Genomic DNA, 19,641 nt, shown 5'->3' with positions numbered 1-19,641 from the left:
ATCTATGAGAGGAGAAATTCGATGCGTACGTGCGCTACTCCATGTAGCCACCCTGAATGGCGGAAACTGCATGCTCGGTAAAGAACTTGAGCGTGCCGGAGGTGTAACGATTAGCCTTGGGCTTCCAAGCGGCTCGGCGCTCGGCCAGGACGGCGTCGACCTCGGCCGGCTCCATCTCCTTGCCGGCGATGCCCACGATGGACAGCGAGCGCTCGGGGATGTTGATTCGGATCAGGTCGCCTTCCTCGATCAGGGCAATCGGGCCGCCCACGGCAGCCTCGGGCGAAACATGACCGATAGCCGGGCCCTTGGAGGCGCCGGAGAAGCGGCCGTCAGTGATCAGGGCAATGCTTGCGCCCAGCTCGGGGTCGCTGGCGATAGCCTCGGTGGTGTAGAACATCTCGGGCATGCCGGAGCCCTTGGGGCCCTCATAACGAATGATGACGGCATCGCCGGGCTTGATCTCGTGCGTCAGGACGGCGTGGATAGCGTCCTCCTCACAATCGAACGGGCGAGCCTTAAGCGTGGCCCGGAACATCTCGCGCGGAATAACCGTGTGTTTGACGACGGCACCCTCGGGGGCAAGGTTGCCGTGGAGGATGGCGATAGAGCCGTCGGTACCAAAAGCCTGGTCAAACGGGCGAATAATGTCTTCGCGCTTGAGGTTCCACTTCTCCAAGTAGCGGCCGCACTTCTCGTAGTAGCCGTTGTTCTTAAGGTCCTCGAGGTTTTCGCCGAGGGTCTTGCCGGTGACGGTCATAACGTCGAGGTGAAGCATCGACTTGATCTCCTCCATGATGCGCGGCACGCCACCCGCATAGTAGAAGAACTGCGCCGGCCACTCACCTGCGGGGCGAACGTTGAGCAGGTAGTGGGCGCCACGGTGCAGGCGATCGAAGTCGTCGGCGGACATCTCGATGCCAAACTCGCGGGCAATCGCGGGGATATGCAGCAGCGAGTTGGTGGAGCCCGAAATGGCACCGTGGACCATAATGAGGTTCTCGAAGGACTCCTTGGTCACGATGTCGCGCGGGCACAGGTTGTGTTCGGAGAGCCACACGGACTGACGGCCGGCCTCGCGCGCAAACTCACGCAGATCGGAGCTGGTTGCGGGCAGCAGGGCCGTGCCGGGGAGCATAAGGCCCAGGGCCTCGGCGGTAACCTGCATGGTCGACGCGGTGCCCATAAACGAGCAGGCACCGCAGCTGGGGCATGCGTTGTGCTTGGCAAACTCAAGCTCCTCGCGGGAGATCTCGCCGCGCTCGTAGCGGGCAGAAATCGCGCCGAGCTGTTCCAGGGTCAACAAATCGGGACCGGCATCCATGACACCGCCGGTAACGACGATGGAGGGGATGTTGATGCGGCCCATGTCCATGAGGTTCGCAGGCAGGCCCTTATCGCAGCTGGCGACAAAGACACCGGCGTCGAACGGGGTGGCCTTGGCATGGATCTCGATCATGTTGGCGATCATGTCGCGGCTGGGCAGCGAGTAGTTGATGCCGTCGTGGCCCTGTGCCTCGCCATCGCAGATATCGGTGCAGAAGTAACGGGCACCGTGACCGCCAGCCTCGGCAACGCCAGCACGAACCTCCTCGACCAGCTCAAACAGGCCAGCAGAACCCGGGTGCGAGTCGCCAAACGTCGACTCGATAATGACCTGTGGCTTGTCCAGATCCTCGATCGTCCAGCCGGAGCCCAGACGCAGCGGGTCCATCTCGGGGCTGATGGTGCGAAACTTGCCGGAACGCGGCTGCAGTTTGGCAACCAGGTCGGCGGCCTCCTGCTGAATCTGTGCTTTGGTCTTCTCGTCCATGATGTTCTCCTCTTTTGGTTTGAACGGTTGTACCAATCGTTGGTTAATGAATCAGGTGTAAATGGGTACCGAGCGATGCACTCGGCGGAAGATGCTTAGCTACGCGAACTAGGCGAAGAACGAAATCACCAGGGCGCAGGCAAGACCCGAAAGGCCGATGAGCGTCTCCATAACGGTCCAGGACTTGAGGGTTGTCTTCTCGTCAATCTCCAGGAACGAGGAGCACATCCAAAAACCGGCATCGTTGACGTGCGAGAGGGCCGTGGCACCGCCGCAGATAGCACGCATGGCGGCCGAGCACGCAACCAACGACCAGGTCGTCTGTATCAAAGAGCTCTGCGACGAATCCGAGCGCCTGGCCGAGGCCGGTGAGGATTACTCCGCCGCCGACACCGCGTTCCACAATGCCATTGCCGAGAGCTCCGGAAACCTCGTCGTTCCCCGCCTGATGGGCGTGTTCAAGGCATCCGTCCCCCTCTTTATCGACGTGACCGGCAAAAAGCTCGTCGAGGAAACTATCCGCATGCACCGCGATGTGGCCGACGCCATCGCCTCGCGCAATCCCACCGCCGCGCACGACGCGATGTATCTGCACCTGGTGTATAACCGCAACATGATTGCGGAGGGAGCAGAAGCAAAAGGCATTTAGGGCCCGACAATAATCTTTCTTTGGCAAAACGCAGGCGGCGGCTGCCCAACACACAGGGCAGCCGCCGCTTTTTGCAATCGATTGGTGCAAAGGGGTTGACTAGAGCTCGCAGGCAACCTTATAGCCATCGCCGATGGCATCGCGGATGTTGCCACACTTCTGGGCATCGCCCAGCACGTGGACAGCAATGCCAGCTGCAACCAGGTCGTCGGCCAGCTTGGTATTGGGACGATAGCCCATGGCAAGCACCAGCGTATCGGCATCGGCGATGGTGTGGACCTCTCCGTCCTTCTCGTAGCTGATGGCATCCTCGGTAATCTCGGTCACCTTGGCCTCGGTCAGCACGTGGACGCCCTTTGAGAGCATGCGCGTGATGAGCACCGCGCGACCGGCGCCGCCCTCGTTGGCGGCGAGCGTCTTGGTCATCTCGATGACGGTGACATCGCGATTGGCCGGCGAGAGGTCGTTGACCAGCGGGGCCAGGTAATCGGCCGTCTCGCAGCCGACGGTGCCGCCGCCCACAATAACGATCTTCTTGCCCGGGAAAGCCTTGCCGCCCAGCAGGTCGTCGGCCGTCATAACCTGCTTAAAGCCCTGCATGAAGGCCGGGGCGATGGGCTCGGCGCCATAAGCCAGGACAACCTCGTAACCCGCGTAGTCACGCTGAATGTCCTCGGCAGTAAGCTCGGTGCCAAATACGCACTTCACGCCGGCCTCGGCCAGGCGACGGTACTGATACTTGATCACGCGGGTGAGTTCCTGCTTTGCCGGCGGAACGGCCGCGATACGCATCTCGCCGCCCGGCTCATCCTGCTTATCCACGAGCACCACGTTGTGGCCGCGCTTGGCGGCAATGTAGGCTGCCTCCATGCCCGCAGGACCAGCACCCACAACCAGTACGTTCTTGGCCTCGGCGGCAGGCTCGTAACCGGCCTCGTCGCGCTCAACATCGGGGTTGACGGTGCAGGAGATGCGCTTGCCAAACATAATGCCGTTCAGGCAGCGCAGGCAGCCAATGCAGGGGCGGATGTCGTCGGCGTTGCCGGCAGCGGCCTTGTTGCAGAACTCGGCATCGCACAGATTGGCGCGGCCCATCATGCAGATGTCGGCGGCACCGTCCTCGATCAGTTCCTCGGCAATCCATGCCTCGTTAATGCGGCCGACCGTGGCGACGGGAATGTTGACGTGCTTTTTGATCTCGCGCGAGCAAGCGGCGTGCGAGGCCTGCTGCGTGCCGGCGGCGGGAATCGCGGAGCCGCGCTTGATGGTGGTACCGCCCGACACATGAATCATGTCGACGCCGGCCTTCTCCAGGCGACGCGAGACGTAGATCATGTCGTTGAGGGTCAGGCCGCCATCGGTGTACTCATCGCCCGAGATGCGGACGTCAATGATAAAGTCCTTGCCGCAGCGCTCGCGAATCTCGGCGATGACCTCGAGCAGGAAGCGCATGCGGGCGTCGAGCGAGCCACCGTACTCATCGGTACGCTTGTTGTAGAGCGGAGTCAAAAAGCCGCCGAGCATACCATGGGCGTGCGCCGCATGGACCTCGACGCCGTCGACGCCAGCCTTCTGCATACGCACGGCAGCGTCGCCAAACTGATGCGTGAGCTCGTGAATCTCGTCGACCGTGATGGGGCGCGGTGCCTCGCGGGCATAGGACGGGCCCACAAAGGACGGAGCGATCAAGCGCGGCGTGCCCGGAATGTTAAAGGCCATGTAGGCGGGGTGGAAGAGCTGCGGCATGATCTTGCAGCCATACTCGTGGACGGCCGCGGCGAGCTTTTCCCAGCCAGGGATAAACGTGTCGTCGTAGCAGCACATGTCACCCGGCAGATAGGTATAGGTGGGCTCGACCGTCACGACCTCGGTGATGATGAGGCCCACGCCGCCCTTGGCACGGGCACGGTAATGATCGACCAAGTCGTCGGTCACATATCCGTGATCGGCCAGGTTGGTAGATACCGGCGGCATAAAGACGCGGTTCTTAACCTCGGTCGTACCGACCTTGATCGGGCTAAAGAGCATCGGATAGGCGGAGGACTCCATACAGGCTTCCTTTCGTTTGAGCCGCTCGGCGGCAGTTGCTAACGTACCTATCGTATCAGTATCCGCCGCATTCGCACTCGCTCGCACTCCCCACCTTCAATCCCGACCCTCACAAAAAGTTGCGGTGGAATACGGAGTAGATGAGGCCTTTGACAGCCAAAACAGTCCGTATTTCACCGCAACTGATGGGTGGGATGGGTTAGAGGCCCAGGTAGGATGTCATGCCTTCGACGGCGAGTTTGGCACCAGCTACGGCGTGGACCACGGTGAGCGGGCCGTTGACCACGTCGCCGGCGGCAAAGACGCCAGGCACGGTGGTCATGCCATGCTCGTCGACCGAAAGCAGGCCGCGATGGTCGGTCTCCAGACCGCCCGTTGTAAGCACGAGCTTGTCCTTGGGCACCTGAGACGCCGCAATCACAACCGTGTCGGCGGACACGTGGTCGAGCTCTTCCTCGTAGCCCACCACATTGTTGTCCTCGTCAAAGATAGCCGTCTCGAAGACCGGACCGTTATCGTCGATGGCACAGATCGCCTTGCCGCACACAATCTCGGCACCATCGAGCTCGGTCAGCTCGACCTCGTCGTCGATGGCCGAGATATGGCGCGAGCGGGCACACACGGTGACCTTGCGAGCACCCGAGCGCAGGGCCGTGCGGGCAACATCCATGGCCACATTGCCGGCACCGATAACCGCCACGTTCTGCCCGATTGCCACGCTCGTGGGATCGACCAGATAATCGATACCAAACAGCACGTTGCCGCGCGACTCGCCGGGAATACCCAACTTGCGAGCTCGCCAGGTACCGGTACCAACAAAGACCGCATCGTAGCCGTCGCGCAGCAGGTCGTCGATATGCAGCGCGCCGCCGATGGTGGTCGACGGACGCACGCGCACGCCGAGCGAGCACATCACGTGGCGGTACTTTTGCACGAGCGAGCGCGGCAGACGGAACTCGGGGATACCGTACTCCAGCACACCGCCAATCTCGGGGCGCTGCTCAAATACCGTGACGGCACAGCCCAGCTGGGCCATCTTAATGGCCACGGTAATACCAGCGGGACCGGAACCGACCACGGCAATCTGTTTACCGCACGACGGTGCGGGCGTCCACTCCTTACGATCCAAATACGCTGTCGAGATATAGTTCTCGATGCTCGAGAAATGCACGGGTGTGCCCTTGCGGCCCTGGATGCAAGCACCCTCGCACTGGCCCGAATGGTTGCACACCATGGAGCAGACCGCGCTCATGGGATTGTTCTGGAACAGCAGCTCGCCCGCCTCTTGCAGACGGCGCTGCTTAAAGAGGTCGATAACCTGCGGAATGGGCGTCTGCACCGGACAGCCCTTTATTTGACAGAACGCCTTTTTGCAGCCCAGACAGCGATTTGCTTACTCAACGATGTGGATAGCCACGCAATTCCCCTCTATCGACCTGGACGAAATCGGCTTCTTAAACCAATTTGCCCGAATTTATAACCATAGATACGTCAACAGTGCGGAAAAGGGCACCGAAAAGCATCTCACAAACGCGCAGTAGCAACCCTTCCCTCGCACGGAGCCACTGTGCAGCCCCGTCATCGAGATCAAAAGATTCGCCACCCCTACGAATGGCGAATCTCTCTACAGGCAGACGCCGTCTTTCCAGATACTGATCTCGTGGCAACCGCGGCGCTCGGCACTCGTTAGCTTACCGCTCGCTGTATCCAGTACCAGCTGATATAGGTCTCCGGCGGCCTCATCGAGCGTGCACTCGCCCGTAGCCACCACGCCGGCGTTAAAGTCCATCCAGTTGGCCTTGTGGTCGCACAGACGCTGATTGGTGAACACCTTGAGGGTGGGCGCCGGTGCACCAAACGGCGTGCCGCGTCCAGTCGAGAACAGAATCACGTGGCAGCCAGCAGCCGTCAACGCCGTGGTGGATACCATGTCGTTGCCCGGGCCGCACAGCATGTTCAGGCCATGCTTGGTGACCTGACCGGCATACGGCAGCACGTCGACGATGGGTGCAGAGCCACCCTTTTGCACGCAGCCGCAACTCTTGTCCTCAAGCGTGGTGATGCCACCGTCCTTGTTACCGGGACTCGGGTTCTCGTAGACCACCTCGCCATGGCTAATAAAGTAATCCTTAAAACCGTTAAGCATGTCAGAGGCGGCGTCAAAGACCTGCTCGTTCTCGCAGCGATCGAGCAGGATGCTCTCCGCGCCAAACATCTCGGGCACCTCGGTAAGCACCGACGTGCCGCCACGGGCGACGACCATATCGCTCACGCGACCGATCGTGGGGTTGGCGGTAATGCCCGAAAGACCGTCAGAGCCGCCGCACTTAAGACCAATAACCAGCTCGGAGGCCGGAATGGGCTCACGCTTGGCCTGCTTGGCCAAGTCAGCCAGCTCGGACAGAATCTTGTGGCCCTCGATCTGCTCGTCGGCTACATCCTGGCAGGTGAGAAAACGAACGCGCTCGTGATCGAAGTCACCGAGCTCGTCGAGCACCTGCTGATGCGTGCAGTTCTCGCAACCGAGCGACAAGAACAGCACGCCCGCGGCGTTTGCGTGACGCGACAGCGCCACCAGCAGACGACGGGTCTGGGCATGGTCGGCGCCGGTCTGTGAGCAACCGAACGGATGCGGGAAGTAATAGACGCCCTCCAACGAGCCCTCGACCAGGTCCTGAGCCTGCTCGCACATGGCACGAGCGACTTCGTTGACGCAACCGACGGTGGGAATGATCCAAAGCTCATTGCGCGTGGCGGCACGACCGTCGGCACGGCGGAAGCCCATAAAGGTCTCGGCCTCGACCGGCTCAACGACCGAATGTGTCGGATTGTAGGTGTACTCGACCTCACCCGAGAGGTTGGTCTTCACGTTGTGCGTGTGCAGCCACTGGCCGGGCTGAATGTCCTTCGTCACGTGACCGATGGGAAGACCGTACTTGACGACATCCTCACCGGCTGCAATGGCGCGCACGGCCATCTTGTGGCCCTGCGGGATATCCTCCGCGGCAACGACCTCGCCCACGCCGGGAACCTCGACGGCAGCACCCTTGGCGAGCGGCGACAGCGCAACGATGACGTTGTCGGCCGGATTGATCTGGATAGTGTTCATTACAAAGAGTCCTAACCCTACAGGTTGAGCAGAAGTCGAGTGACGCCCGCCAGTTACCCGGCGGGCGTACAGAAGGATTTAGGCCTGAGCGTTCGCGAACGCCTGCTTGACGCCCTCGGAGCGCACGACGGCGAGAGCGTTGACGACAAACTCCTCCAGGCCGGCGATCTGCGTAAGATCCTCGCCCCACATTTGCTCGTTGGAGAGCACATCGTGCACCAGCTCGGCGTCGTCGGCGCCGGCGTGAGCAGCGTAGAAGTCGAGCACAAAGGCGTCGTCCTGAGCGGTGTACTCGGTGCCGTCGGAGCGACGCAGGTGCAGGCCGTCGCCCTCGCGGGACACGAGCTCCTGCGTGTAGAAGGAGATGAGCGTGGCCAGGCTCGTCGCCAGGCACTTGGGCAGGTTGCCGGTCTCGGCAGCGTAGTCCTTGAGCGTAGGCAGGTCGCGGGCACGCCACTTAGCCGTGGAGTTGAGGCAGATGGAGAGCAGCGCGTGGTCGATAAACGGGTTGTCGAAGCGGTTCTCAACAGCGGCAGCAAAGGCCTTGCAGTCCTCGACATCCAGGTCGGCGGCAAGCGTCGGAATGACCTCGTCGTAGAGCATGGTGTTCATGAAGCCACGAACAGTCTCGTCGTGCATGCAGTCGCGCACGATATCAAAGCCGGCAACCCAGGAACCCGGAACAAAGGCGGTGTGGGCGCCGTTGAGGATGCGGACCTTGCGCTTCTTGTACGGGGTGACGTCGGGGGTCACAAAGACACCCGGCAGACCGGCCTTCACGAAGGGCAGACGCTCCTTGAGCGACTCGTCACCCTGGATGCCCCACATCTGGAAGGGCTCGCGCACGGCCAAGAACGGATCCTCATAGCCCAAGCGCTCGGCCACGGCAGCGGCCTCCTTGGGATCGCGGATGCGACCCGGAACGATGGTGTCGACGAGCGTGGTGCAGACGGTGCAGTCGTTGGCCATCCACTGCGAAAACTCGTCCTCCCAGCCCCAGTCGCTCACGTACTGGTTCATAATGCGCAGCAGCTCCTCGCCGTTATGGTCGATGAGCTCGCAGGCGAGCACGATGACGCCCGGCTTGCCGGCAGCCCAGCGGGCATGGAGCACCTGGGCAAGCTTGGCAGGGAAGCTCGCGGGGGGCATGTCGTCGGCCTTGCAGGACGGATCGTAGGCGATACCGGCCTCGGTGGTGTTGGAGACGATAATCTCCAGGTCGTCGGAAACGGCGACCTCCATCATGGCACGGTAGTCAGCCTCGCGATACGGATTGAGGCAACGGCTGCAGGCGCTGATCACGCGGGAATCGTCAACCGTGTCACCGTTCTCCTTGCCGCGCACCAGTACGGTGTACAGGCCATCCTGGGCATTGATACCATCGGCGAAATCGAAGGCGCCGCTGATGGGCTGCACCATGACGACCTTGCCGTTCCAACCGGTGGCCTCGTTGCCCATATCGAAGAAACGATCGACGAAGGCGCGCAGGAAATTGCCCTCGCCAAACTGCAGGACCTTCTCGGGGGCGTCCTTGGGCAGCACGTAGCCCTCGTAGCCGATCTTCTCGAGCGTCTCGTAGCTGATGTTATTCATAGAGGTTTTCCTCTCAACTCAAGTCCCGGTACGGCATCGCCGCACCGGGTTGCATTCATGATTTTTCAAGCAGCGGGGCTATTTATCGATCGTCTCGATAGTGCTCTCGCCGATCTTGCCGCGCTCCCAGCGACCATTCGACAGGTCGTTGGAAATGGAATTGAACTTCTTCTCGGTAATGTCGTAGAGAGCGAAGATGATCAAGGCTGCCACCAGAAGGGCGCAAGCGGGATAAATCGTCAGAGCGCCCTTGATGCCAAGCAGCGTGGCGGCCGTCTGGGGCTTATTTGCCACATATCCGGTAAGGGCAAGGATGCCGCCAGAAATGATCGCAGCAAGGGATTGCGCAAGCTTACGAGAAAAGTTGAACGCGGCGTAGGTCGTACCCTCCTTGCGGATTCCCGTGTGCCATTCACCGTAATCGATAACATCGGAAACCAGGTTCCAGGTGATACCGTTGGGGATGGCAAGCGCGACGTAGCCGATGGTGACGAAGATGATGAACGTCACGGTATTGGTCGGCAGGATGAAGTTGAGGCCGTTTGCCACAGCGCCGACGATAAAACAGGCGACGCACGTGCGCTTCTTGCCAAAATGCTTGACGAGCGTCGGGATGGCGAGAATGGCGACAACCGACGTTCCGATCATGATGCCGTTGACAATGGGCTGCAACGCGATGTTACCCAGGTTGTACTGGCAGAAATACACCATCATGGTGTTGTTGGTATTCATGGCCGAGATGGTAAACAGCGTAAGCAGGATAACTGCTCCCAGGTTCTTGTTGGTGAAAACGACCTTGAAATACGTGCTGAATGCGCTCGACTTCTTGCCGGCCTTTCCCGCAGCCTTCTCCTCGGCCTGTCGATCGATACGGATATGCTCGCGCGTTCCCAAAAAGCAGATGGCGAATCCGGCGATGCCACACAGTCCCATGACGACAGCTGCAATCGTATAGCCGTGCGGATTGCCGTCGAGCGTGTCGCCACCCGCAAAGAACAGGACCAATGGGATGAACGCTACGCCCGTGATGAGCTGTGCGCAAAGCGAACCGGCCTGGCGCGTTGACGCCATGTGCGCGCGGTCATCGACGTCACGCGTCATTACCGTGGCCAGAGATCCGTACGGCACGTTGGTGAAGCTGTATACGACGCCCCAGATCATGTAAGTTATCAGCGCATAGGCAATTTTACCTGCCATGGGAATATCGGGCGCAGTGAAGGTCACCACGGTTAGAACGGCAAGGATCACGGCCGAAACCATCATGACCGGACGAAACCGACCGTGCTTGCCAATCTTCTTTCTACCGTCGACGAATGCACCGGCAATCGGGTCCATGAACGCATCGAAAATCTTGGTGACGGCGAAAATCAGGCTCACTACGCCCGGCGAAATCAGACAGATGTCAGTGTAGAACTTGGTCAGATAGGCTTGACCAAGATCGAACATGAATCCATTGCCCAAATCGCCAAAGCCATAGCAGATTTTCTCACGCCAGCTCAGCTTGATATCCTGCGAGCTCTGCATAGATCTCGAATCCGCCTGAGCAGACACGATCTGCTCGTTTTTCTGTTGCCCTGTTCCCATATGGTCCCTCCCCTTTGCAACCGATTTCACCAATCGGAGCACATACAGATCTATGCCTCGACGGTGCCCAGATCGAAGCCAAAATAGCGAACGGAATTGTTGTAGCTGATATCGCGCACGATGGTGCCCAGCAGCTCCATGTCGGCCGGATACTTGCCCTGCTCAACCCACTCGCCGATCACGCTGCACAGCACGCGACGGAAATACTCGTGGCGCGGATAGGACAGGAAGGAGCGAGAGTCGGTGAGCATGCCGACAAAGTTGCCCAGGACGCCCTCGTTGGCCAGAGCCGTGAGCTGCTCGCGCATACCGACCTCGTTGTCGTTGAACCACCAGGCGGAACCGTTCTGGATCTTACCGGCAGTCGGAGCCTCCTGGAAACAGCCCATCACGGTATCGATCATGGTGTTGTCGATGGGGTTCAGGCTGTACAGAATGGTCTTGGGCAAGCCGCAGGTCTCCTGGATGGAGTTGAGGAATTCGGCGAGCTGGTCGGACGGCGTGTAGTTGGAGATGCAATCGTAGCCGGTGTCGGGACCGAGCTTGGCGAACATAGCGCGGTTGTTGTCACGCTTGCAGCCAAAGTGCAGCTGCATGGCCCAGCCAAGGCGGACATACTCGCCGGCGACAAACTGCATAAAGGCGGTCTTGTACTTGAGGACCTCTTCCTCGGTAAGCGGCTCGGCAGCCAGACCCTTGGCAAAGATGGCCTCGATCTCATCGTCGGTAGCCGGGACGTACATAACGTAATCGAGTGCGTGGTCGGAGGCGCGGCAGCCCAGCTCGTGAGCAACGTCGTAGCGCTTGGAGATGGCAGACTTCATGCCCTCAAAGTCGCTGACCTCAACGCCGGCAACCTCGGAAAGGTGCTTGCAGTAGTCGGCAAACTCCTGGCCGCGCTCGATGCGCAGAGCGGCGTCGGGACGCATGGCGGGAACGACCTGAACGTCAAAACTGTCATCGGCGGCAATCTTCTTGTGCCACTCAAAGCTGTCGGCGGGGTCGTCGGTAGTGCAGATCATGCGAACGTTGGACTGCTTGATCAGGTTGCGGCAGGTAAAGCTAGCCTCAGCGAGCTTGGCGTTGGCAAGGTCCCAGACCTCCTGGGCGGTCTTGCCGTTGAGGACGCCCTCGTAGCCAAAGTAGCGCTTAAGCTCCAGGTGACTCCACTCAAAGACGGGGTTGCCAACGCAGCGACCCAGGGTCTCGGCCCACTTTTGGAACTTCTCGCGAGCAGGGGCGTCGCCAGTGATAAAACGCTCGTCGACGCCGTTGGCACGCATCAGGCGCCACTTGTAGTGGTCGCCGCCCAGCCAAACCTCGGTGATGTTCTCGAAACGCTTGTCCTCCCAAATCTCCTTGGGAGAAATGTGGCAGTGATAGTCGACGATGGGCATGCCCTCGGCAAAGTTGTGGAACAGCTCCTCGCCGGTCTTAGTGCTCAGCAGGAAATCCTGATCGTCCATAAAGTTTTTCATCAAACAGCCCCTTTGCTGGCAACGCGGGCGCACGGCGCGCTCGTTATCCTTTAGGTGAACGTTCACTATACTAATCCATTGCACCTCAAAAGGTGAACGTTCACCTAACCACCACGGGGTGAACGGTAGATTTTGCCCGTTCAACGGTTGCTGGAGATGTGACTTGCATGTATTGCGGACTGTTTGGCGTCCCCGAACACCGAACTTGAGCGCTTTTGCTCAGGTGGGTCATGTCCCGACGTACATTTTTGGGAGTATTCAGCATTGGAGCGCGCCGTGCGCCATCCTCAGCGTCCTATTTGGAACGCAGATAGCGCCCGATCGGCATAAAAAGTGCCCCCGATGGCAAATTACGCCATCGGGGGCACTTAAAACAGTCGTTCTGCACCTCATTCAGGGCATGCCAATGCTGAATACTCCCAAAAATGCACGTCGCAAGAGGGGGTACCTGCTCAATCGGCTAAATACCCGCAAGTTCGCAGTAGCGGTCGACATTGCTGGCAAATACCATCTCGACGGCGCCCTTCTGGACGGGCTCCGTCGGGGTCCTTCCCCACAGCAAATAATCGCCCAGTGTCTTGGCGCCGCGATACGCCAGGCTCGTCGGGTCCTTATAGACAATATTGGTAAAGATACCGCGGCGCAAGGCCAGGGCGCTTTCGGGAAACAGGTCGTTGCCGATCACCATGACCTGACCGGCCTTGCCGGCCGAGACGAGCGCGTCGGCAACCACTTCGGAACCAACGGCAAAAACGCTACAGATAAGTTCAGGGGCGTCCGGCGCACTCAAGCGCTTTTCGAGCTCATGCTCGAGTTGTTTGACTTGCGCATGGGCACCTGCAAGATCCTCAACCTGCCATGGAATATCACGTTCGCGCAGGTAATTGTGGAAGGCGCGGGCGGTTAGATAGTGCGAATCGGTATATGGGTCGCCTGTCAAAAGGAGCACGCGGGCGTCGGCCCCAGAAGCATGGACCAGGTTTGCCGCCTGCTCGGCCATAAGGCTGCCTGCCGTCGAATAATCGGCCAAGCTCGCACCCAAACGATTCAAATGCGGACGGTCGCCGTCGACAAGCTCAATCGTCACGCCCGCCTCGGCGATCTGCCCCAAAAGCTCAGTCGCACGATCGTCGCCCGGCGCATAGGCGAGCAAGCCATCAATCTTCTCGCCCACCTGCAGACGCTCGTCGATTTGCTCGAGTGCATCAGCGTAGCCGCCCACGCCAAATTCAACGCGCTCAACCGTAATGCCCCGGTCGATGACCTCCTGTTCAAAGCGATTGCAGCCTTCCCACAGGTAACGGAAAAAGTACGCTCCCTCGCGCGATGCGCGGGGCAGGCAAAACACCAGATTGATATCCTTGCGGCGCAGGCTTGAGGCACTTGTGTTGCGGTGATAGCCCATGGCCTCGGCCTTAGCGTTCACCTTGGCGCGCACGGATTCGCTCACGCCGGCCTTTCCCGTCAGAGCCTTGTGCACGGTATTGATGGAAACGCCAAGCTCGGCGGCTATGTCCTTCATGGTTACGCGAGCGCTCATGCGGTTACTCCGTTATAGATAAGTTGCCAATTAATAGTCCAGTTAACGATACCCCAAAAATACTCTTCGACTCGCCGTGCTCTCCCTCAAATGCACAAAGCGCCCCGCGAACGGATGCCCGCGGAGCGCTTGGATGTCCGGACCTTATTTGATACCGCGACCCAAGTCTTCGGCGATTTTGTCCACGCCCTTAAGTGCGGCGCACGTCTTTTTGTTGGAGCAATGCCCGGTGCAAACGCCGCCCTGAGCGCAGTCGGCGCAGGTGCCCTTGCGGTAGATGCGCACGCACACGGCGACAAACGCAACGCCGATAACAGCCAGTACAACAATATCGATAGGTGCCATAGCAAGCCTCCTCTAGTTAACCACCACTTACTTTACCCCATTCTCCACCTACCAAAAAGGGACAGGTTTATTTTGGTCGGTTTTATCTGCGGAAACGCCACATCTCCCCCACCAAAAAACCCGGGGTCGCTGGGACACCCGGGCTCGTGGAAAGGGGTTAATCCTTATTCGGACTTAAGCGGAAACTGCGGCGGAAGCAGCGTTGGTCTCGTCCTCGTCGGTCCATGCATGCTTGGGCATGGGACGGAAGATCTGGAAGAGCATCGCAACCAGCAGCACGATGGCCACAACCGTCCAGATACCAAACTGTCCCAACACAAGCAGGTTGTAGAACTGGTTGATGAACAGGCCGATCACCCAAGCGAAGATGCACTCGTAACCGATGGCAATCGCGAACCACTTGCCGGAATCCATCTGGTTGCGGATGGCACCCATGGCAGCAAAGCACGGAGCGCACAGCAGGTTGAACGCGCCAAAGGCGACGCAAGCGCCCATGGTGGGGAACATGCCGGCAAACGCGGTCCACAGGCTCGGGTCGGTCTCGCCCGCGTCGGCAACGGACAGCAGCGAGCCGGCGGTGGCGACGACGTTCTCCTTGGCGACAAGGCCCGAGACGGACAGCGCTGTTGCCTGCCAGGTGCTAAAGCCAAGCGGGGCGAAGATCCAGGAGATCAGGTTACCGAGCATGGCCAGCACGGAGTAGTCCATGAACTCCTCGGAGATGCCGTCCATCGCGGGCAGGTAGCCAAAGGAACCGTTGTAGCTACCAAAGTTGGACAGGAACCAAACCACGACAGTGGACGCGAAGATGACCGTACCGGCCTTCTTGATAAAGGCCCAGCAGCGCTCCCACACGTGCAGCGCCCAAGAGCGGATCGCCGGGAAGTGGTAGGCAGGAAGCTCCATAACAAACGGCGTCGGGCGGCCGGCGAAGAGCTTGGTCTTCTTGAGCATGAGGCCCGAAGCGATGACGGCAAAGACGCCCAGGAAGTAGAACAGCGGACTGATCCACGCGGCGGTGGTGGAAGAATCGCCGATGATGGAACCCATGAGCAGGGCGATGATCGGCAGCTTGGCACCACAGGGGATGAACGTGGTGGTCATGACCGTCATGCGGCGGTCCTTCTCGTTCTCGATGGTCTTGGTAGCCATGACGCCGGGAACGCCGCAGCCCGAGGTCACGAGCATGGGGATAAAGGACTTACCGGACAGGCCAAAGCGGCGGAACACGCGGTCCATGATGAAGGCGACGCGGGCCATGTAGCCGCAGTCCTCCAGGAAGGACAGCATCACGAACAGCAAGAACATCTGCGGGACAAAGCCCATGATGGCGCCGATGCCGGCCACGATACCGTCGCAGACCAGCGAATCGACAAGACCGCCGTCCTCGGTGCCACCCGCCACAAGCGCGTCGTGGACCATGGTGGTAATACCCGGAACATACGGGCCATACTGCGCCGGGTCGACCGAGTCAGCGTCGTCACCCGCGGCCTCGACAGCCTCATCGTAGGCGTCGCGGCCCTGGCCGAGCACATACCAACCGTCGGTACCAAAGAGCTGGTCGTTGGTGAAGTCGGTCACCGTGCCGCCCAGGGTGGAAACGGCGATGTAGTACACGCAGAACATGATGACGACAAAGATCGGCAAGCCCAGGATACGGTTGGTAACCACACGGTCGATCTTCTCGGAGGTGCTCATCTTGGCCGGGGCCTTGGTGAGGCACTCATCGATGATGTGCGCGATGACGCCATAGCGCTCACCGGTGATGATGGACTCGGCATCGTCGTCGCAGTCCTGCTCGCACTGGGCGACCAGCTCCTCCACGCGAGCGGCCTTCTCCTTGGTGAGGTTGATGAGCTTGCAGGCGTCTGCATCACGCTCGAACAGCTTGACGGCGTAATAGCGACGCTTGTTAGCGGGAACGCTCGCCGGCAGGTTGTTCTCGATGTGGTCCAGAACGTCCTCGATGGAGGAGTCGAACTTGTGCTCCGGCACCTCGCCCTTGGAAGCAGCGGACTTCTTAACCTGCTCGAACAGCTCCTTGATGCCCTTGTTCTTAAGGGCCGAGATCATCATGACCGGGCAGCCGAGCTTCTTGGAGAGCTTGTCCGTGTCGATCTTGTCGCCGTTCTTCTCGACCAAGTCGGCCATGTTGAGGGCAACGACCACGGGCAGGCCGGTCTCGATAACCTGAAGCGCCAGGTACAGGTTACGCTCGAGGTTGGTGGCATCGACAACTTGGACGACAACATCGGGCTCGCCGCTCATGAGGTAATCGCGCGAGCATTGCTCCTCGGGGCTGTAGGGGGAAAGCGAGTAGATGCCGGGGAGGTCCGTGATGGTAACGTTCTTGTCGCTTAGGAGCTTGGCCTCCTTTTTCTCAACCGTGACGCCGGGCCAGTTGCCAACGTAGCCGTTGGCGCCGGTGATCAGGTTGAAAAGCGTGGTCTTGCCGCAGTTGGGGTTACCCGCCAGCGCGACATGGATCTGAGAATCCGCCATTCAATCCTTCTTCCTTGTGTGCCTGCGCTGCTTTCTCCGCGCAGGCTGGATAATGTGCTTCAAAGATGCTGCATTAAGTTAGAAATACCTAACTTTATCTGCAGAAATATACGCCGCGAGCCCTTACTGGACCTCGACGACGGCCGCCTCCTCCTTGCGGATGGAAAGCTCGTAGCCGCGCACGTTGATCTCGACCGGATCACCGAGCGGTGCAACCTTCACGACCTTGAACGAAGTGCCCTTGATGAGCCCCAGGTCCATAAGGTGGCGGCGAAGCGCACCCTCACCGTGAAGCTTGACGATGGTGGAGCTCTCGCCCACCTTAACGTCACCCAACGTCTTCATCCTCTTGTCCCCCTTTCGGTTTTTATGAAATGCTGCAGACTAACCGACGGTCATGATGTGCATGGCAACCTTGGAATCGATACCAAAGCGTGCGCCCAGCACAGTGACGATGATATTGGCGCCACTCGAGCTCACCACGTGGATTTCGCTGCCCTCGACAAAGCCGAGGTCCTTGAGGTGGTGCTTCATATCCTCATTGCCCTTTACACGAGACACGCGCACGGTTTCGCCCGCTTTTACCATCGAAAGCGGCATTGCCGGCATCTGCGGTCCGCAAGACATGAGTGGCTCCTAACGTCAGTTCGTCCTCAACATCGACGCGGTAAAAGTTAACCACGCCTATGTTCGCTTTAGTAAACTAACACGTGGTTAACTTTTTGGAAAGGGTCCCCATTCAGATTTCGAAAAAGTTTCCTATACGAAACAAAAGGGCACGGCAAAGGACCATCCTTTACCACGCCCTATCATGCTTAGAGTGAGAGATTTCTGATCGACGTAACGCAGGAAGCCTCGTCTACGCCCGAAACGCGGAAGATGATGTCCTCGCCGCACTCGCCGTAGAGAGCCATGAGTCCCATGACATCGCGGCCATTCGTGTGGCGATCGCCGATACTGACTGACACGTCGCAACGATGCTTGGCAATGATGTCATAGAGCAGCGCAACCGGGCGGGCATGTAATCCCAACGGATCTTTAATCGTCTTTGTAAACTCGACCATGTCCCCTCCCACGACATCGTACATTCGGCTGGCAAACCCAGCCATGTGGTAGTAATTGTAGCGTTAGATGCTTGTCGAGGACCCTTTCGGACACCCCGTGGACAAAAAGTGGCAAATATGAGTACTGTCACAAATTTAGTAGCAGCAGAATTGAGAGCAAATTGGCCGATTTGGCCGATTTTAATGTTTTGGAAGCCATCGAATCGCGTCTATAGGGGGTTAGATAAATTGATTTTGAGCCCATTTTCGCTCAGAACAGGCCGAAAAATATGACACCTCTTTTGCAACAGTACTCATATTTGGCATTTTTTGCCCACAGGGTCCAAAACCATGCTCCAAAACACAAAAGGAGGGGCCTCGTAAGGCCCCTCCTTAGGAAAGGGAATCGATTTATTCCACAGCCGTAGATTAATCCTAGCCGCTACTCCATCATGTCGAGGACGGAGGGGCGAAGCTCGTTCTCAGCAGCCTCGGGATCGGTTTCGCGCAGGCGGTTGATGTAGCGGTTGTACCACATCACGGCAAGGCCCAGGAAGACAACCACGCCGCCGACGTTGTAGACCAGCGTCAGCCACAGCGGCTGATCGAGCGGAATGGTGCCGCAGATAAGCACGAAGCAGAAGACCACAAGCAGGAATGCGGCAATGACCAGGCCAAAGGTGCGCGAACCCATGCGGAAGCCACGGGGAGCAGCGTCGAAGTTCTTGCGCAACATAAAGTAGGCAAGCAGGATCAGCAGCGGCGGGAGCAGAGCGGTGGCAGCCGTCATGTTGGTGACGATCATGAGCAGGTCGTCGAGGTTACCGGAGCCCAGGGCCGGGATGATCAGGATGGGGACGACGATGGCGAACTGCAGCCAGGCAGCGCGGGCGGGAATGCCGTGCTCGTTGAGCTCGACGATCTTGCTACCAAAGACACCCTTGGGGATCTCGGTGAAGAAAACCTTGATGGGAGCAGAGGTCCACATCATGAGGGAGCCCAGCGTGGCGGCGAGAAGGATCAAGCCGATGACGCGCGTAGACACTTCCATGGGAATGCCAAAGTGGGCAAAGACAGCGCCGAACACGTCGAAGATGCCGGTGGAGATGGCAACGCCGCCCTCGGGGATGAACAGGTTAACCAGCAGCGAAGCGCCTGCATACAGAAGGCCGATGGTCAGACCGGCGATAACGACGGTGCGCACGAAGGCCTTGACGCCACCCTTAAGGTCGTTAAGGAACACGCCGACAGACTCAGCGCCGCCAACGCCCTGGATGATCCAGGCAAGCGTACCGAAGAAGCCCCACGCAGTTGCGAAGTTGCTCATGTCGGGAGCCATGTTAGCGGGAGTAGGAGCCGTAGCGAACTCAACGCCGCCAAAGGCAGCAGCCAGGGACAGCAGGATGAACACGGCGGTCAGGCCGAGAGCCGCGGTCGAACCGAAGGAGGAAATGGAGCCGATCCACTTAGCGCCCTTGGTCGAAACCCACGTGGCGATAGCAAAGACAACGATCTCGATAATGGTGATCCACAGCTGCGAAAGCTCGGCGTTGGCACCAAAGAACACGTAGCTCGCGTAGATGATGACGTTGGGCAGGACGGACGCAAAGAAGAACAGGTTAACGAACCAGTAGCTAAATGCCGTCAGGAACGCCCAGCGACCACCCATCGAGGTCTTAACCCATGCGTACACGCCCGACTCGGAGTCCTTGTTAAGGCCGACGAACTCGGCGGTAACCAGGGTATAGGGGACAAAGTACAAAAGCGTGGCGAAGAAGAACGACGGCGCGGCTGCTAAGCCGATGGCCGCGTTGTTGTTGATGATGTTCTTGATACCGAACACGGCGGCGACCGTCATGCCCAGCAGAGCGAACGAACCAATCGTTCCTCGTTTTTCAGAGCTCATAAGCCCTCCCAATCATCTATTAAATGTCAT

Annotated in this window: 16 protein-coding genes; 1 reads left to right on the top strand and 15 read right to left on the bottom strand. The window is 59.2% G+C overall.

Annotated features, from left to right (window positions below; all coding sequences use genetic code 11):
- Nucleotides 1–34: 34 nt before the first annotated feature.
- Together ilvD and AB5767_RS05005 are read right to left on the bottom strand one after the other, a co-directional pair.
- Nucleotides 35–1,813, bottom strand: a complete 1,779-nt coding sequence (gene ilvD / locus AB5767_RS05010; protein WP_368132416.1) for a dihydroxy-acid dehydratase — start codon at nt 1,811–1,813, stop codon at nt 35–37.
- 108 nt (nt 1,814–1,921) lie between these two features.
- Nucleotides 1,922–2,101 carry a GntT/GntP/DsdX family permease gene (locus AB5767_RS05005; protein WP_205217223.1) on the bottom strand — a complete coding sequence of 60 codons (180 nt, stop codon included), beginning with the start codon at nt 2,099–2,101 and terminating at the stop codon, nt 1,922–1,924.
- On the opposite strand from AB5767_RS05005, the gene AB5767_RS05000 reads away from it, so the two are divergent.
- Nucleotides 2,100–2,462, top strand: a complete 363-nt coding sequence (locus tag AB5767_RS05000) for a FadR/GntR family transcriptional regulator (protein WP_349099914.1) — start codon at nt 2,100–2,102, stop codon at nt 2,460–2,462. The genes AB5767_RS05005 and AB5767_RS05000 overlap by 2 nt on opposite strands.
- Nucleotides 2,463–2,561: 99 nt before the next feature.
- On the opposite strand, the gene AB5767_RS04995 is transcribed toward AB5767_RS05000, so the two are convergent.
- From AB5767_RS04995 to AB5767_RS04935, 13 genes are all read right to left on the bottom strand, one after another.
- Entirely contained in the window at nt 2,562–4,511 is a 1,950-nt protein-coding gene (locus AB5767_RS04995; RefSeq protein ID WP_349099915.1) for an FAD-dependent oxidoreductase, read from the bottom strand.
- Between the two features lie 199 nt (nt 4,512–4,710).
- The gene (locus AB5767_RS04990) at nt 4,711–5,892 is read right to left on the bottom strand and encodes an FAD-dependent oxidoreductase (protein ID WP_368132839.1); all 1,182 of its coding nucleotides are present in this window, start codon (nt 5,890–5,892) and stop codon (nt 4,711–4,713) included.
- Between the two features lie 243 nt (nt 5,893–6,135).
- Nucleotides 6,136–7,620, bottom strand: a complete 1,485-nt coding sequence (locus AB5767_RS04985) for a UxaA family hydrolase (protein ID WP_368132339.1) — start codon at nt 7,618–7,620, stop codon at nt 6,136–6,138.
- 78 nt (nt 7,621–7,698) lie between these two features.
- Complete coding sequence (locus tag AB5767_RS04980) at nt 7,699–9,213, bottom strand: tagaturonate reductase (RefSeq protein ID WP_368132338.1); 1,515 nt, start codon at nt 9,211–9,213, stop codon at nt 7,699–7,701.
- A 78-nt stretch (nt 9,214–9,291) separates the two neighbouring features.
- Nucleotides 9,292–10,797, bottom strand: a complete 1,506-nt coding sequence (locus AB5767_RS04975) for a glycoside-pentoside-hexuronide (GPH):cation symporter (RefSeq protein ID WP_368132337.1) — start codon at nt 10,795–10,797, stop codon at nt 9,292–9,294.
- 50 nt (nt 10,798–10,847) lie between these two features.
- Nucleotides 10,848–12,275, bottom strand: coding sequence for a glucuronate isomerase (gene uxaC / locus AB5767_RS04970; protein WP_368132336.1), 1,428 nt, complete (start codon nt 12,273–12,275; stop codon nt 10,848–10,850).
- Between the two features lie 460 nt (nt 12,276–12,735).
- Nucleotides 12,736–13,815: a LacI family DNA-binding transcriptional regulator gene (locus AB5767_RS04965; RefSeq protein WP_195543840.1), complete on the bottom strand. Its 1,080-nt coding sequence runs from the start codon at nt 13,813–13,815 to the stop codon at nt 12,736–12,738.
- 144 nt (nt 13,816–13,959) lie between these two features.
- Nucleotides 13,960–14,160: a hypothetical protein gene (locus AB5767_RS04960; protein WP_006234772.1), complete on the bottom strand. Its 201-nt coding sequence runs from the start codon at nt 14,158–14,160 to the stop codon at nt 13,960–13,962.
- Between the two features lie 174 nt (nt 14,161–14,334).
- Entirely contained in the window at nt 14,335–16,662 is a 2,328-nt protein-coding gene (gene feoB / locus AB5767_RS04955) for a ferrous iron transporter B (protein ID WP_368132335.1), read from the bottom strand.
- Between the two features lie 123 nt (nt 16,663–16,785).
- Nucleotides 16,786–17,007, bottom strand: a complete 222-nt coding sequence (locus AB5767_RS04950) for a FeoA family protein (RefSeq protein WP_006234774.1) — start codon at nt 17,005–17,007, stop codon at nt 16,786–16,788.
- A gap of 39 nt (nt 17,008–17,046) precedes the next feature.
- Complete coding sequence (locus AB5767_RS04945; RefSeq protein ID WP_040358815.1) at nt 17,047–17,289, bottom strand: FeoA family protein; 243 nt, start codon at nt 17,287–17,289, stop codon at nt 17,047–17,049.
- Nucleotides 17,290–17,477: 188 nt separating this feature from the next.
- Nucleotides 17,478–17,726, bottom strand: a complete 249-nt coding sequence (locus tag AB5767_RS04940) for an HPr family phosphocarrier protein (RefSeq protein WP_196026107.1) — start codon at nt 17,724–17,726, stop codon at nt 17,478–17,480.
- Between the two features lie 421 nt (nt 17,727–18,147).
- Nucleotides 18,148–19,611, bottom strand: a complete 1,464-nt coding sequence (locus tag AB5767_RS04935) for an amino acid permease (protein ID WP_368132334.1) — start codon at nt 19,609–19,611, stop codon at nt 18,148–18,150.
- Nucleotides 19,612–19,641 lie beyond the last annotated feature (30 nt).

Source organism: Collinsella aerofaciens, from assembly GCF_040926265.1.
Lineage (GTDB): Bacteria > Actinomycetota > Coriobacteriia > Coriobacteriales > Coriobacteriaceae > Collinsella > Collinsella aerofaciens_BB.
The sequence above is the reverse complement of the archived record's forward strand: the minus strand, read 5'-3'. Positions and strand labels throughout refer to the sequence as shown.